Genomic DNA, 13,173 nt, shown 5'->3' with positions numbered 1-13,173 from the left:
TCCTACGCCTCTTCTGGCCGTGCGGCGGCAGCTCGGTCCGCCTCGGACGCGACGTAGCCCTCGACATGCCGTTCGTCGACGCCGGTGTACGCCGACAGCGGGCGGATGAGGGCGTTGGATGCCGTCTGCTCCATGACGTGAGCCGTCCAGCCCGTGACGCGGGCCGCGACGAACAGCGGGGTGAAGGTCGGGGTGTCGAAGCCGATGAGGTGGTATGCCGGTCCGGACGGATAGTCGAGGTTCGGGTAGATGCCCTTCCGCGCGACGAACGCGGTCTCGAGCTCGTCGTATAGGGCAGCGAGTTCGTCGGCGCCGTAGTGGGCGACGAGCGTGTCGAGGGCCGCCTTCATCGTGGGAACGCGAGAGTCGCCCTTCTTGTAGACCCGGTGCCCGAAGCCCATGATCTTCCGCTTGTTCGCGAGGGCGTCGTCGAGCCAGCCCGCGACCCGCTCGGCCGAACCGATCTCGTCGAAGATGTGCATGACCGCCTCGTTCGCGCCTCCGTGCAGAGCGCCCTTGAGGGCACCGATGGCGCCGACGACGGCCGAGTACAGATCAGCTGTCGTCGAGGTGATGACGCGCGCGGTGAACGTCGATGCGTTGAACGAGTGCTCGGCGTACAGGATCATCGACACGTTGAACGCCTCGGCGACGACGTCCACCGGCTCTTCGCCGAACGTCATCCAGAGGAAGTTGCGCGAGTAATCCAGGTCGTTCCGGGGAGGAACCAGCTCCTGCCCCCGTCGGCGGCGCTGGTCGTAGGCCACCATCGCGGGGATCTTGGCGAACAGCAGCTTCGCCTTGGCGAGATCGGCCGACGGAGAGTTGTCGGCCACGTCGGCCGCCGAGGCGCCGAGGGCCGAGACGGCGGTCCGCACGACGTCCATGGGGTGAGCGTCGAGCGGGAGGAGGTCGATCACGGTCTTAATGTCGTCGTCGAGGTCGCGGTGCGCGCGCTCGAACGTACCGAACTCCGCGCGCTCCGACTCGGTCGGCAGGTCGCCGTTCCACAGCAAGAGGGCGACGGCCTCGAACGACTGCGTCGCGGCGAGCTCTTGCACGGGATACCCGCGGTACAGGAGCGAATTCGTCTCGGGATTGACCTTGCTGATGGCGGTGTAGTCCACCGTGACGCCGGCGAGGCCCTTCTTGATGTCGTCCTGGGTGTCAGCCATGCTCACTCCTTCGTGATGGTGAAGTCGAAGATGTTCGTGTCGAAGTGGTTGTACTGCTCGTAGTCGATCAGGTCGTAGAGATCGGCGCGATGCTGCATCGACCCGAGCTGGCTCTTCAGATGTCCCTCGTCCTGGAGGACCTCCAGGGCGCGGTCGGCGGCCCCCATCGCGAGGCGCAGGAGCGAGACCGGCCAGATGACGATGTTCACGCCGACGCTCCGCAGGTCGTCGACGCTGAAGAGGTCGCTCTTGCCGAACTCGGTCATGTTCGCCAGGATCGGCACGTCGACCGCAGCGCGCACCGCTTCGAACTCGGCCAGGGTGCGCATCGCCTCGGGGAAGATCGCGTCCGCTCCGGCGTCGACGAGCTGTCGAGCGCGGTCGATCGCGGCGTCCAGGCCGTCGACGGCCCGGATGTCGGTGCGGGCCATGACGAGGAAGTTGTCGTCACGCCGCGCATCGATCGCCGCGCGGATGCGCTTGATCGCGGTGTCGGTGTCGACCACCGCCTTCCCGTCGAGGTGGCCGCACCGCTTCGGGTTGATCTGGTCTTCGATGTGGCATCCGGCCAGTCCCGCGTCTTCGAGCGTCTGGATGGTCCGCGCGACGTTCATGGGTTCACCGAAACCGGTGTCGGCGTCGATGATCGCGGGGAGGTCGGTCATCCGGGCGATCTGCTGCCCGCGACCGGCGACTTCGGTGAGGGTGGTCAGACCGATGTCGGGGAGGCCGAGATCGGCGCTCAGCACCGCTCCCGAGATGTAGACGCCCTCGAACCCCTTGCGTTCGATGAGGCGGGCCGACAGTGGGTTGAACGCCCCGGGGAAGCGGAGGAGCTCGCCTGAAGCCAACCGCTCGCGGAACGCCCGCCGTTTCTCGGCCGCCGAGACCGACGAGTACAGCATCAGAACAGTCCCTTGGGTGCGGGAGCGGATGCCAGGACGCCGGGCTTCGCGACGATGGTGAGCTGCATGACCTCGGCGGGGGTGAGTTCGGGCAGGCGCTCGGCGAGGGCGAGGAAGCGTTCGATCTCCTCGGGGAGGAGGACGGGCTCGGCGAGGATCCGGAACTTGCGGATGTAGTCCTCGCGGGCGAAGGGCCGGGCGCCGAGGGGGTGGGCGTCGGCGACGGCGATCTCGTCCTCCAGGGTCGACCCGTCGGTGAGGGTGATGACGACGCGCCCGCCGAAGGCCTTCTCGTTCGGGTCCTCGGAGTGGTACCGACGGGTCCACTCGGCATCCTCCGCCGTCGTCACCTTGTGCCAGAGCTCCACGGTGTCCGGCCGGCCCGCGCGTGCGGGGGCGTAGGAGTCGACGTGATGCCAGGCGCCGTCCTGCAACGCCACGGCGAAGATGTACGGGATGGAGTGATCCAGCGTTTCGCGCGAGGCCGTGGGGTCGTACTTCTGCGGGTCGTTCGCGCCGGAGCCGATCACGTAGTGCGTGTGGTGACTGGTGTGCAGCACGATCGAGGCGATGTTCGCCGGGTCGGTGAGGTCGGGGCGCTCGTGGTGGAGCTTGCGGGCGAGGTCGATCCACGCCTGCGCCTGGTACTCGGCGGAGTGCTCCTTCGTGTACGAGTCGAGGATCGCCCGCTTGGACTCCCCGTCACCGGGCAGCGGGACGTCGTAGGTGGCGGTGGGGCCGTCGAGCAGCCACGCGATGACACCGTCTTCGCCTTCGTAGATCGGGGACGGCGACGTCTCGCCCCGCATGGCTCGGTCGACGGCTTCGATCGCCATCTTCCCCGCGAACGCGGGGGCGTGCGCCTTCCACGTGGAGATCTCGCCCTTGCGGGACTGGCGGGTCGCGGTGGTGGTGTGGAGGGCTTGGCCGATCGCCTGGTAGATCGTGGCCTGATCGAGGTCGAGGAGGGTACCGATGCCGGCGGCGGCCGAGGGGCCGAGGTGGGCGACGTGATCGATCTTGTGCTTGTGCAGGCTGATCGCGCGGACCAGGTCGATCTGCACCTCGTACGCCGTCGCCAGCGCCCGCACCACGGCGACGCCGTCACGGCCGGTGTGCTGGGCGACGGCGAGGATCGGGGGGATGTTGTCGCCGGGGTGGGAGTAATCCGCCGCGAGGAACGTGTCGTGGTAGTCGAGTTCTCGCACGGCGACGCCGTTCGCCCACGCCGCCCACTCCGGGCTCGAACGTCGCTCCAGCGCGCACCCGAACACCGTCGCCCCGGCCCCGCCGATCGACACCGCGTGATCCAGCGCCTGCTGACGCGCCGCGCTGACCGGCTCGCGCGACAGCGACGCCGCAGCGACGGCGGCGTTGTCGATCACCCGGTTGATGATCATGTCCGCCACATCGGCGTCGACCGCCACCGGATCGACCGCGATTCGCGCGAGAGACCATGCGAGTTGTCCCTCACGGGCCAGGTTCTCTTCGCTGCGGTGGACACGAACGTGGTGCGTGATCGTCATGATCTTCTCTTTCGGCCGGTGGATTGCGTGCTGGACGCGAGGGTCGGGGAGGTCTCGAGCGAGTCGAGGATGCTGGTGAGGGCGTTGTGCAGGTGGACGTGGACGGCATGCGCGGCGAGGTCGCCGTCGCCGGCCGCGATGGCCGAGGCGATCAGGCGGTGCTCGGCGACCGAGGCGGCGAGTCGTTCCGGGCGGTACCGGGCGAGACGCCGGACGCGCACGAGGTGAGCGCGGACGGTGCGCAGCGCGCCGACCAGATAGTCGTTGTCGGCGGCGGCATCCATCTCCTCGTCGAACTCGGCGATGAGCGCGTAATACGCGTCGCGGGCGGTATCGCCGTCAAGATCGGCGGCGGCGAAAGCGTCCGCCAGACGGGCGAACGCTGTCGCCGAGGGCGATGCCGCGGCCAGGCGGGCCGCCGTCTCCTCGAGGGCGCGGCGGACGGTGAAGAGCGCGCGGATGTCGTCGCTCTGCACGTCGGTGACGACGGTGACCCGGGGGGACGACTGGGCGACGAGTCCGTCGGATGCCAGGCGAGCGAGAGCCGTGCGCAGGGGAGTCCGGCTCACGCCCAGGCGGGCGGACTGCTCGACTTCGCCGAGGACGGTGCCCGGCGCGAGGACGCCGGTCTGGATCTCTTCGAGGAGGGTTGCGTAGGCCCGATCGCTCGCGCGCATGCTGGCCTCCTCGACATCGCCGGTCACCGCTGAGTGTATACGCAAGGCGCCCTGCGGGGCGGCGATCGGGTCATTGAGGGGTTCAATGTATCCAGAACACGAAAGATCCCGGATGCCGAGGGCATGGCATCCGGGATCCTCCTTGTCGTGTCGTCTACTTCACCTGCGCGCTGATCACGCTCATGACGGCGGTGTCGGCGAGGGTCGTGGTGTCGCCGACCTCGCGGCCTTCGGCGACGTCGCGGAGGAGACGTCGCATGATCTTGCCGGAGCGCGTCTTGGGCAGCTCGCCGACGATGTAGACGTCGCGCGGGCGGGCGATCGGGCCGATCTGCTCGCCGACCCACTTGCGCAGCTCGTCGCCGAGCCCCTCGACCGGGTGCTGTTTGAGGTAGCTGCTCTTGATGATGACGAAGGCCACGACCGCCTGCCCGGTGGTCTCATCTGACGCGCCGACGACGGCCGACTCGGCGACGCCCTCGTGCCCCACGAGGGCCGATTCGATCTCGGCGGTCGAGAGACGGTGACCCGAGACGTTCATGACGTCGTCGACCCGCCCGAGGAGCCAGACGTCCCCGTCGTCGTCGAGGCGGGCTCCGTCGCCCGCGAAGTAGTACCCCCTGTCGGAGAACTTGTCCCAGTACGTTTCGCGGTAGCGGTCGGGGTCGCCCCAGATGCCCCGCAGCATGCTCGGCCAGGGCTCGGTGATCACGAGCAGACCACCGCTGCCGTTGCCGACCGGCTCGCCCTGGTCGTCGACGACGGCGATCGAGATCCCGGGGATCGGCACCTGCGCCGAGCCGGGCTTCGTCTCGGTGACACCGGGGAGGGCGGAGATCATGATGGCGCCCGTCTCGGTCTGCCACCAGGTGTCGACGATCGGCGTCCTGTCGGCGCCGATGATGTCGCGGTACCAGACCCACGCCTCGGGGTTGATCGGTTCGCCGACCGATCCGAGCAGACGGAGCGAGCTCAGATCGAACTTCTGCGGCACGTCGCGGCCGATCTTCATGAACGAGCGGATCGCGGTCGGCGCGGTGTAGAAGATCGTGACGCCGTGCTTCTCGATGAGCTCCCACCACCGGCCCGGGTGCGGGGTGTCGGGCGTTCCCTCGTAGAGCAACTGCGTCGCGCCGTTGGCGAGCGGACCGTAGGTGACATAGGTGTGGCCCGTGATCCAGCCGATGTCAGCGGTGCACCAGTAGACGTCGGTCTCGGGGTGCACGTCGTGCACGACGCGGTTGGTGAAGGCCGCCTGCGTGAGGTACCCGCCGGAAGTGTGGAGGATGCCCTTGGGCTTCCCCGTGGTGCCGGAGGTGTAGAGGATGAAGAGCGGCGTCTCGGCGGGGAACGCCTCAGCCTCGTGCTCGCCCGAGGCCTGCGGGACGACGTCGTGCCACCAGATGTCGCGGTCGTCGATCCACTCGACGTCGTTCTCGCCGCGCTTGACCACGAGCACGTGCTCCACGGTCTCTTGGATGCCGGACCCGTTGCGGTCGGCGAGCGCCTGGTCGACCGCGGGCTTGAGGGGAGACACCTTTCCCTTGCGCCAGCCGCCGTCGGCGGTGATGACGAGTTTGGCGCCGGCGTCGTCGATGCGGGAGCGGAGACTGTCGGCCGAGAAGCCGCCGAACACGACCGAGTGCACGGCTCCGATGCGGGCGACGGCGAGCATGGAGGCGATGGCCTCGGGGATCATCGGCAGATAGATCGCCACGCGGTCGCCGCGCTCGATCCCGAGGCCGATCAGGACGTTGGAAAGGCGCTTCACCTCGTCGGTGAGCTCGGCGTAGGTGACGTTCCGCTGATCGCCGGGCTCACCCTCCCACCGCAGCGCGATGCGGTCGCCGTGGCCGGCTTCGACGTGGCGGTCGAGGCAGTTGTAGGCGACGTTCAGCTCGCCGTCGGCGAACCACTCCGCGAACGGCGGGTTCGACCAGTCCAGCACTCGCGTGAACGGCGTGTGCCAGTGCAGTTCTCGTGCCTGGTCGGCCCAGAATCCGTCGCGGTCGGCCGCGGCGCGCTCGTAGAGACTCGCGTCGGCGACGGCGTTCGCGGCGAACTCCGCCGACGGGGCGAAACGGCGGGTTTCGTTGAGGAGATGGTCGATCTGGCTGCTCATCGCGGCGCTCCTTCGCGGTCGAGGGGATGCCGCGTCGTCGCAGGCATCGTCACCGTGATGACGCTAGCGAGAGCCTCCGACAACCGGCCACCTCCGATAGTTGGCATCCCCGCCGGAAGAAACAGGTGATATATCAGGGCGCGGTGGTGCGTGGTGAGTTGGCGCGGCCGTCCGAGGCGCGTAATCTAGCAACGCCCGAACATCGCTTCCGGCATCCGCGTCGGTGGGAGCCCCCCAATTTCCGCCGGCGCGTGGCGGCATCCCTCGCCCCCCACTGACGGGATGCCGCCCCCTCTTTTTTCTGTCCCGGTCCACTGTCGGATCGTGTGGGGCGGCACTTCTTCTCCCCGAGCCGCGAGCTCGGTGATCTCTCCACGAATCCGACATTCGGCTCGGTGCGAGGCGGGCTCGCCCTCGTACCGTCGTCGGCATGTCTCCCGTCCTTCCCCTCCGGTCTCCCTCGGAGGTCTGGCGCGACCCGGCGCTGTCCTTCCTCCGGCCGTTCCTCGATGACCCCGCGGTCACCGACCTGTTCCTCAACGGCGAAGAGGGACTCTTCGTCGACCGGGGGAGCGGGGTCGAGTGGGTTCCGTCGTGGCGAGCGGGTGAGGGGGAGGTCCGTCGGCTCGCCGTTCGTCTGATCGCCCTCGGAGGGCGGCATCTCGACGACGCGTCGCCGTGCGTGGACGTACGCCTGGACCGCGGCATCCGGGTGCACGCGGTGCTGTTCCCCGTCGCGACGAGAGGGACGGCGGTGTCGATCCGTGTGCCGCGGTGGGATGCGCCCGACCTCGACCGGCTGGAGTCGGCGGGCATGTTCACCGCGCACGGTCGGTCGCACCTCGATGCGCTCGTCGATGAGCGGGCCAATATCCTCATCACCGGTGCCACGGGGGCGGGGAAGACCACCCTGCTCAGCGCTCTGCTCTCGCGGGTTCCGCACGGGGAGCGCCTCGTCACGATCGAAGAGGTCGCGGAGCTCCGGCCCGATCACCCGCATCACGTGGCTCTCGAAGCGCGGCAGCCCAACCTCGAGGGCGCCGGAGGCATCGGCCTGGCCCGTCTGGTCCGCGAGGCGTTGCGGATGCGGCCCGATCGCCTCGTCCTCGGGGAGTGCCGCGGAGAAGAGCTCCGCGAGCTTCTCCTGGCGCTGAACACGGGGCACGACGGGGGAGCCGGAACCCTCCACGCGCGCAGCCTCTCCGACGTTCCGTCGCGCCTCGAGGCGTTGGGGGCGCTCGCGGGCATGGACGCGGCGGCAACGGCGCGGCAGGTGCACAGCGGCATCGACGTCGTCGTCCACGTGGAACGCACCCCCGTGGGTCGACGCATCGCGGGGATCGGTCGACCCGTGGTCCGCGATGAGCGCCTGTCGATCGAACCGGAGCGGTGGGGATGACCGTCCTCGGCTCCCGGTCGCGCCCTGTCGGACCGGATCCCCTCGACACCGTCCTGCGCCTCGCCGTTCTGCTGGCGGCGGGTCTGAGCACGGCCACCGCGTGGCGGCACCTGGCCGAAGACGCGGGTCCGGTGGGACGCGACGCGGCCGCAGCCGCCGCGATCGGTGACGACGTCTCCCGAGTTCTTCGCGAGGCGGGCGAGGGGTGGCTCGACATCGCGGCGGTGTGGGCCGTCGCGACCGCGGTGGGCGCACCGCTCGCCGACACGCTCCGCGGGGTCGGGACGTCGCTTCGCGAGGCGCGTGACATCGTCGACGACGTCCGGGTGGCTCTTGCCGAGCCGCTCGCGACCGCGCGCCTGCTCGCCGGGCTTCCGCTCGTGGGTGTTCCCCTCGGCATGGTCCTCGGATTCGATACCGTCCGGGTGCTCGTCACCGACCCGATCGGTCAGGTCTGTCTGGGGGCGGGGCTCGCGCTGACCGTCGTCGCGCGCGTGTGGTCGAAGCGCCTCGCGCGGAGCGCGACGCCGCCGCTCGGCGTCCCGGGAATGACCGCGGAGCTCTTCGCGGTCGCCCTCTCGGCCGGTGCCTCGGTCGAACGCGCGCGTGCCCTCATCGCCGCGGAGCGACACCGCACCGATCCTGCCGCGGTCGATGACGACGTGCGGCGTGCTGAGGCGACGCTCGAGCTGTCGCTGCGCGCCGGTGTCCCCGCGGGCGAACTCCTCCGCGGCGACGCGTGGCTCGCCCGACAGGCGGCCCGAACCGCGGGTCGAGAGGCCGCAGCACGGTTGTCCACGCGTCTTCTCCTCCCGCTCGGGGTGTGCACGCTCCCCGCCTTCCTGCTGCTCGCCGTCGCGCCGCTCATGATCGGCATCCTCCGATCCGGCGTCTCGCCGTTCTGATGCGTCCGTTCGTTCCATCCACACCCATGAAAGAGGTCTCCATGTCCGCCCCGTTCTTCTCACCTGCTGCACCCGCTTGCGCTGTGCCCGCGCTGCCCCCTCTGACGACCCGCCGTGCCGGAGCGCTCTTCCTCGACGACCGCGGCGCCGCCACGGCGGAGTACGCCATCGCGACCATGGCTGCGGTGGCCTTCGCGGGCTTGCTGGTCGTCATCATGAGGAGCGATGAAGTGCGCGGCATCCTGACCGATCTCGTCCGTCGTGCGCTCACGGTCCAGTGAGGAGCCTCTCGTGAGGCGGACGTGGCGCGATGAACGCGGATCGGTGACCGCCGAGTTCGCGGTCGCGGTCCCGGCCGTCGTCATCGTCCTCGCGCTCTGCGTGGGCGTGCTGGCATCGGCTGCGACGGCCGTTCGGCTCCACCACGTGTCGGCGGAGTCCGCGCGAATGCTCGGGCGCGGTGACGAGGCGCGAGCGTTCGCGGCGGTCGGCGAGGTCGGCGCATCCATGGCGGTGTCGCGGGCCGACGGGCTCGTCTGCGTCGACACGTCGGCCCCGGTATCGCTCTCCGTCCCGCTCCCGCCCGTGACGGCGCGAGCGTGCGCTCTGGACGGGGGCGAGTGATGGCCGGCACCGTCACCGTCGTCGGGATCGCGGCGGCGACCGTCGGTCTGACGCTGGCGCTCGCCGCCGCGTGCGGCGCGGCCGTCCAGGCGCAGAAGCTCGCCGGGACAGCGGATGCCGCCGCCCTCGCCGCCGCCGACACGGTGAGCGGCGCCGTCGACGGCGTGCCCTGCGACGCCGCCGCCGCGGTCGCTGCGGCGGGCGGAGCGACCCTCGAGGAATGCGTGCTCGACGGCCTCGTCGCCACGGTGACCGTCGGCACGGCGTACGGTGGAATTCCGTTCGATGCACACTCGCGAGCCGGTCCACCCGATACGACCGCCCGAGCGGTCTCCGGGAACCCCACCAGGAATGCGTGTGTATGGTGTGCAGCGAAGAAAGGACCCCAGTGGCAAACGGCAAGAAGCTCGTGATCGTCGAGTCCCCGACCAAGATGAAGTCGATTCAGGGATACCTCGGTGACGACTATGAGGTCCTCAGCTCGGTCGGGCACATCCGCGACCTCGCGTCGAAGAAAGAGATCCCGGCCGACAAGAAGGCGGCATACGGGAAGTACTCGATCGACGTCGAGAACGACTTCGACCCCTACTACGTCGTCAACGACCGCAAGACGAAAACGGTCGCCGAGCTGAAGCGGGCGTTGAAGACGGCCGACGAAGTCCTGCTCGCCACTGATGGTGACCGCGAGGGCGAAGCCATCGCGTGGCACCTCCTCGAGGTCCTGAAGCCCAAGGTCCCCGTGCGACGCATGATCTTCCACGAGATCACGAAGGACGCCATCCGCGACGCCGCGGAGCACACGCGCGACCTCGACGTCTCGCTCGTCGACGCGCAGGAGACCCGTCGCGTCCTCGACCGCCTCTACGGGTGGGACGTCTCACCGGTCCTCTGGCGAAAGGTCGGTTCCGGCCGCGAGGGCACCGCGCTCAGCGCGGGCCGCGTGCAGTCCGCCGCGACCCGCATGGTGGTCGAGCGCGAGCGAGAGCGCATGGCCTTCGTGTCGGCGTCGTACTGGGACGTCGAGGCTCGCGCGTCGCAGGCGGGTTCGTCGTTCACCACGCGACTGAACCGACTCGACGGAGCCCCGATCGCACGCGGTGGCGACTACGACGACAACGGTCAGCTGAAGAAGGCCGTCGTCGTCCTCGACGAGGCGCAGGCTCGCGCGCTCGCCGACGCCGTGACCGCCGCCGGGCGCGCGACGGTCGCCAAGGTCGAGGCCAAACCGGGAACCCGCAGCCCCCGTGCCCCCTTCACGACCTCCACGATGCAGCAGGAGGCCGGTCGCAAACTCTCGATGAGCGCCAAGCACGCCATGGGCGTCGCGCAGCGGCTCTACGAGAAGGGGTTCATCACCTATATGCGTACCGACTCCGTCGCGCTCTCCGCCCAGGCGATCTCGGCGGCTCGCGCGCAGGCGGTGTCGCTCTACGGCGACAAGGCCGTGCCCGCCAACCCGCGCGTCTACAAGAGCAAGTCGAAGAACGCGCAGGAAGCGCACGAAGCCATCCGCCCCTCGGGCGAGACCTTCCGGACCCCGGCGTCCGTGGCCTCCTCGCTCGACCGTGACGAGCAGAAGCTCTACGACCTCATCTGGAAGCGCACCGTCGCCAGCCAGATGGCGGATGCCAAGTACGAGACGACCACCGTCACCCTCACGGTCCAGGCGGAAGAGAAGGTCGCGGAGTTCACGGCATCCGGAACCGTCTACACCTTCAAGGGCTTCCTCGAGGCCTACGAGGAAGGCGCCGACGAGAAGCGCAACGGCCGCGACGACGACGAAGACCAGTCGCTGCCCGCGGTCGCCGTGGGCGACGAGCTCGCCGTCAGCGACGTCGAGCCCAAGGGGCACAGCACCTCACCGAAGCCGCGGTACACCGAGGCGAGCCTCGTCAAGGCGCTCGAAGAGAAGGGGATCGGTCGTCCCTCGACCTTCGCCAGCATCATCGGCGTGATCCTCGACCGCGGGTACGTCACGAAGCGCGGCCAGGCGCTCGTTCCGAGCTGGCTCGCGTTCAGCGTCGTCCGTCTGCTCGAGGAGCACTTCGCCGACCTGGTCGACTACGACTTCACCGCGGCCCTCGAAGACGACCTCGACGCGATCGCCCGCGGCGAGCAGCGTCGCACCGAGTGGCTCAAGGAGTTCTACTTCGGCTCCGACAAGCAGATCGGTCTGCGTCACATCGTCGACAACCTCGGCGAGATCGACGCGCGTGAGCTCAACTCCACGCGGATCACCGACACCGCGACGCTCCGTTTCGGCAAGTACGGCCCGTACCTCGAGGTCACCGAGCCCGGCGCCGATCCCGAGGCGAAGCCGCGCATCGTCAACATCCCCGAGGATCTCGCGCCCGACGAGCTCACGCCCGAGAAGGCGCAGGAGCTCATCGACGCTCCCGTGGCCGGTGACCGTGTGCTCGGCGAGAACCCCGAGAACGGCAAGCTCGTCGTCGTGAAGGACGGCCGCTTCGGTCCGTACGTGCAAGAGGTCGAGCCCGAGGACCCCGAGGAGGTCGACCCCGCCACGGGTGAGGTCGTCGAGCAGCCGAAGAAGAAGACGACGAAGAAGGATGCGGCTCCCAAGCCGCGCACCGCGTCGCTGTTCCGCTCGATGTCGGTCGACACCATCGACCTCGACACCGCGCTGCAGTTGCTGTCGCTCCCGCGTGTCGTGGGCGTCGACCCTGAGTCGGGGGCCGAGATCACGGCGCAGAACGGGCGCTTCGGCCCGTATCTGAAGAAGGGCACCGACTCGCGTTCGCTCGACAACGAGCAGCAGATCTTCGACATCACGCTCGAAGAGGCCCTCGCGAAGTACGCCGAGCCCAAGTACGGGGCACGTCGCGCGTCGAGCGCCCTGAAGGAGTTCGACGCCGATCCCGTGAGCGGCAAGCCGATCAAGCTCAAGGACGGCCGCTTCGGTCCGTACGTCACCGACGGTGAGACGAACGCCACGGTCCCGCGCGGTGAGGATGCCATGGCCATCACCTTCGAGCGCGCCGTCGAGCTCATCGCCGACAAGCGTGCCAAGGGTCCCGCCCCGAAGAAGACCGCCGCACGGAAGACGACGACCACCCGCAAGGCCCCGGCGAAGAAGTCGTGACCGCGGATTCGACCCGGCCGCCGCGCGCTCCCCGAGCCGCGACGGCCGGGGGACCCGGTCTGTTCGTCACGTTCGAGGGCGGCGACGGCGCCGGCAAGACCACCCAGGCGGCGCTCCTCGAGGAGTGGCTTCGCGAGAGCGGCCGCGAGACCGTCCGCACGCGTGAACCCGGCGGTACCGAGGTGGGCATCCTCGTGCGCGACATCGTGCTGCACCACCGCGGACACATCGCGCCACGCGCCGAGGCTCTGCTCTACGCGGCGGATCGCGCGCACCACGTCGAGACCGTCGTCCGCCCGGCGATCGCGCGCGGCGAGGTCGTCATCCAGGACCGGTACCTCGACTCCTCCGTCGCGTACCAGGGGGCCGGGCGAGTGCTCGACTCCGACGACATCCGCGAGCTTTCACTGTGGGCGACCGGCGGGCTGCTTCCCGATCTGACCGTGCTCCTCGACCTCGACCCCGCTGCGGCCCGGACGCGCCTCGACGCAGACGCCAAGCCGTTCGACCGACTCGAGGCCGAGAAGGAGGAGTTCCACGCTCGGGTGCGCGCGGGTTTCCTGACCCTCGCGGCGGCCGAGCCCGCACGCTTCCTCGTGCTGGACGCACGCCAGCCCGTGCCCGTCCTCGCCGCCCGCGTGCGCGAGGCCGTGGCATCGCGTATCGGGTGACGCCGTTTCACGAGGCGAGCGCACAGCGGATCGCCAGCGGCGCTGTCGGAACCCGCGTCTAGGGTG

At 69.5% G+C, this 13,173-nt stretch carries 12 protein-coding genes; 7 read left to right on the top strand and 5 right to left on the bottom strand.

Annotated elements, in window-relative coordinates:
- Positions 1 to 2 precede the first annotated feature (2 nt).
- The 5 genes from P2P98_RS09725 to acs all read right to left on the bottom strand — a co-directional run bounded on the left by P2P98_RS09725 (position 3) and on the right by acs (position 6,405).
- Positions 3 to 1,175, bottom strand: coding sequence for a bifunctional 2-methylcitrate synthase/citrate synthase (locus P2P98_RS09725; RefSeq protein WP_275799467.1), 1,173 nt, complete (start codon positions 1,173 to 1,175; stop codon positions 3 to 5).
- Between the two features lie 2 nt (positions 1,176 to 1,177).
- On the bottom strand, positions 1,178 to 2,080 hold the full coding sequence (prpB, locus tag P2P98_RS09720) for a methylisocitrate lyase (protein ID WP_275799466.1): 903 nt from the start codon (positions 2,078 to 2,080) through the stop codon (positions 1,178 to 1,180).
- Positions 2,080 to 3,606 carry an MmgE/PrpD family protein gene (locus P2P98_RS09715; protein ID WP_275799465.1) on the bottom strand — a complete coding sequence of 509 codons (1,527 nt, stop codon included), beginning with the start codon at positions 3,604 to 3,606 and terminating at the stop codon, positions 2,080 to 2,082. The genes prpB and P2P98_RS09715 overlap by 1 nt, the downstream gene beginning before the upstream one ends.
- Positions 3,603 to 4,283: a GntR family transcriptional regulator gene (locus tag P2P98_RS09710; RefSeq protein ID WP_058614319.1), complete on the bottom strand. Its 681-nt coding sequence runs from the start codon at positions 4,281 to 4,283 to the stop codon at positions 3,603 to 3,605. The genes P2P98_RS09715 and P2P98_RS09710 overlap by 4 nt, the downstream gene beginning before the upstream one ends.
- Before the next feature lie 154 nt (positions 4,284 to 4,437).
- Complete coding sequence (gene acs / locus P2P98_RS09705) at positions 4,438 to 6,405, bottom strand: acetate--CoA ligase (protein ID WP_275799463.1); 1,968 nt, start codon at positions 6,403 to 6,405, stop codon at positions 4,438 to 4,440.
- A 430-nt stretch (positions 6,406 to 6,835) separates the two neighbouring features.
- On the opposite strand from acs, the gene P2P98_RS09700 reads away from it, so the two are divergent.
- The 7 genes from P2P98_RS09700 to tmk are packed head-to-tail and all read left to right on the top strand — an operon-like array spanning position 6,836 to position 13,107.
- Positions 6,836 to 7,804, top strand: a complete 969-nt coding sequence (locus tag P2P98_RS09700) for a TadA family conjugal transfer-associated ATPase (protein ID WP_275799462.1) — start codon at positions 6,836 to 6,838, stop codon at positions 7,802 to 7,804.
- Positions 7,801 to 8,709, top strand: coding sequence for a type II secretion system F family protein (locus tag P2P98_RS09695; protein ID WP_275799461.1), 909 nt, complete (start codon positions 7,801 to 7,803; stop codon positions 8,707 to 8,709). Before P2P98_RS09700 ends, P2P98_RS09695 begins: the two co-directional genes overlap by 4 nt.
- 41 nt (positions 8,710 to 8,750) lie before the next feature.
- Positions 8,751 to 8,990 (top strand): DUF4244 domain-containing protein, encoded by a 240-nt coding sequence (locus P2P98_RS09690; protein WP_275799460.1) that lies wholly within the window; start codon positions 8,751 to 8,753, stop codon positions 8,988 to 8,990.
- Between the two features lie 10 nt (positions 8,991 to 9,000).
- The gene (locus P2P98_RS09685) at positions 9,001 to 9,333 is read left to right on the top strand and encodes a TadE family protein (RefSeq protein WP_275799459.1); all 333 of its coding nucleotides are present in this window, start codon (positions 9,001 to 9,003) and stop codon (positions 9,331 to 9,333) included.
- Positions 9,333 to 9,746 carry a helicase gene (locus tag P2P98_RS09680; protein ID WP_275799458.1) on the top strand — a complete coding sequence of 138 codons (414 nt, stop codon included), beginning with the start codon at positions 9,333 to 9,335 and terminating at the stop codon, positions 9,744 to 9,746. The genes P2P98_RS09685 and P2P98_RS09680 overlap by 1 nt, the downstream gene beginning before the upstream one ends.
- Positions 9,722 to 12,436, top strand: coding sequence for a type I DNA topoisomerase (topA, locus tag P2P98_RS09675; RefSeq protein ID WP_058626142.1), 2,715 nt, complete (start codon positions 9,722 to 9,724; stop codon positions 12,434 to 12,436). Before P2P98_RS09680 ends, topA begins: the two co-directional genes overlap by 25 nt.
- On the top strand, positions 12,433 to 13,107 hold the full coding sequence (tmk, locus tag P2P98_RS09670; protein WP_275799457.1) for a dTMP kinase: 675 nt from the start codon (positions 12,433 to 12,435) through the stop codon (positions 13,105 to 13,107). Before topA ends, tmk begins: the two co-directional genes overlap by 4 nt.
- Positions 13,108 to 13,173: the final 66 nt, after the last annotated feature.

Source organism: Microbacterium sp. Kw_RZR3 (genome assembly GCF_029222405.1).
Lineage (GTDB): Bacteria > Actinomycetota > Actinomycetes > Actinomycetales > Microbacteriaceae > Microbacterium.
The sequence above is the reverse complement of the archived record's forward strand: the minus strand, read 5'-3'. Positions and strand labels throughout refer to the sequence as shown.

What these genes read in the sequence shown, in the direction of transcription:
- P2P98_RS09725 (WP_275799467.1), bottom strand. Translation starts at nt 1,175, where the DNA reads ATGGCTGACACCCAGGACGACATCAAGAAGGGCCTCGCCGGCGTCACG.
- prpB (WP_275799466.1), bottom strand. Translation starts at nt 2,080, where the DNA reads ATGCTGTACTCGTCGGTCTCGGCGGCCGAGAAACGGCGGGCGTTCCGC.
- P2P98_RS09715 (WP_275799465.1), bottom strand. Translation starts at nt 3,606, where the DNA reads ATGACGATCACGCACCACGTTCGTGTCCACCGCAGCGAAGAGAACCTG.
- P2P98_RS09710 (WP_058614319.1), bottom strand. Translation starts at nt 4,283, where the DNA reads ATGCGCGCGAGCGATCGGGCCTACGCAACCCTCCTCGAAGAGATCCAG.
- acs (WP_275799463.1), bottom strand. Translation starts at nt 6,405, where the DNA reads ATGAGCAGCCAGATCGACCATCTCCTCAACGAAACCCGCCGTTTCGCC.
- P2P98_RS09700 (WP_275799462.1), top strand. Translation starts at nt 6,836, where the DNA reads ATGTCTCCCGTCCTTCCCCTCCGGTCTCCCTCGGAGGTCTGGCGCGAC.
- P2P98_RS09695 (WP_275799461.1), top strand. Translation starts at nt 7,801, where the DNA reads ATGACCGTCCTCGGCTCCCGGTCGCGCCCTGTCGGACCGGATCCCCTC.
- P2P98_RS09690 (WP_275799460.1), top strand. Translation starts at nt 8,751, where the DNA reads ATGTCCGCCCCGTTCTTCTCACCTGCTGCACCCGCTTGCGCTGTGCCC.
- P2P98_RS09680 (WP_275799458.1), top strand. Translation starts at nt 9,333, where the DNA reads ATGGCCGGCACCGTCACCGTCGTCGGGATCGCGGCGGCGACCGTCGGT.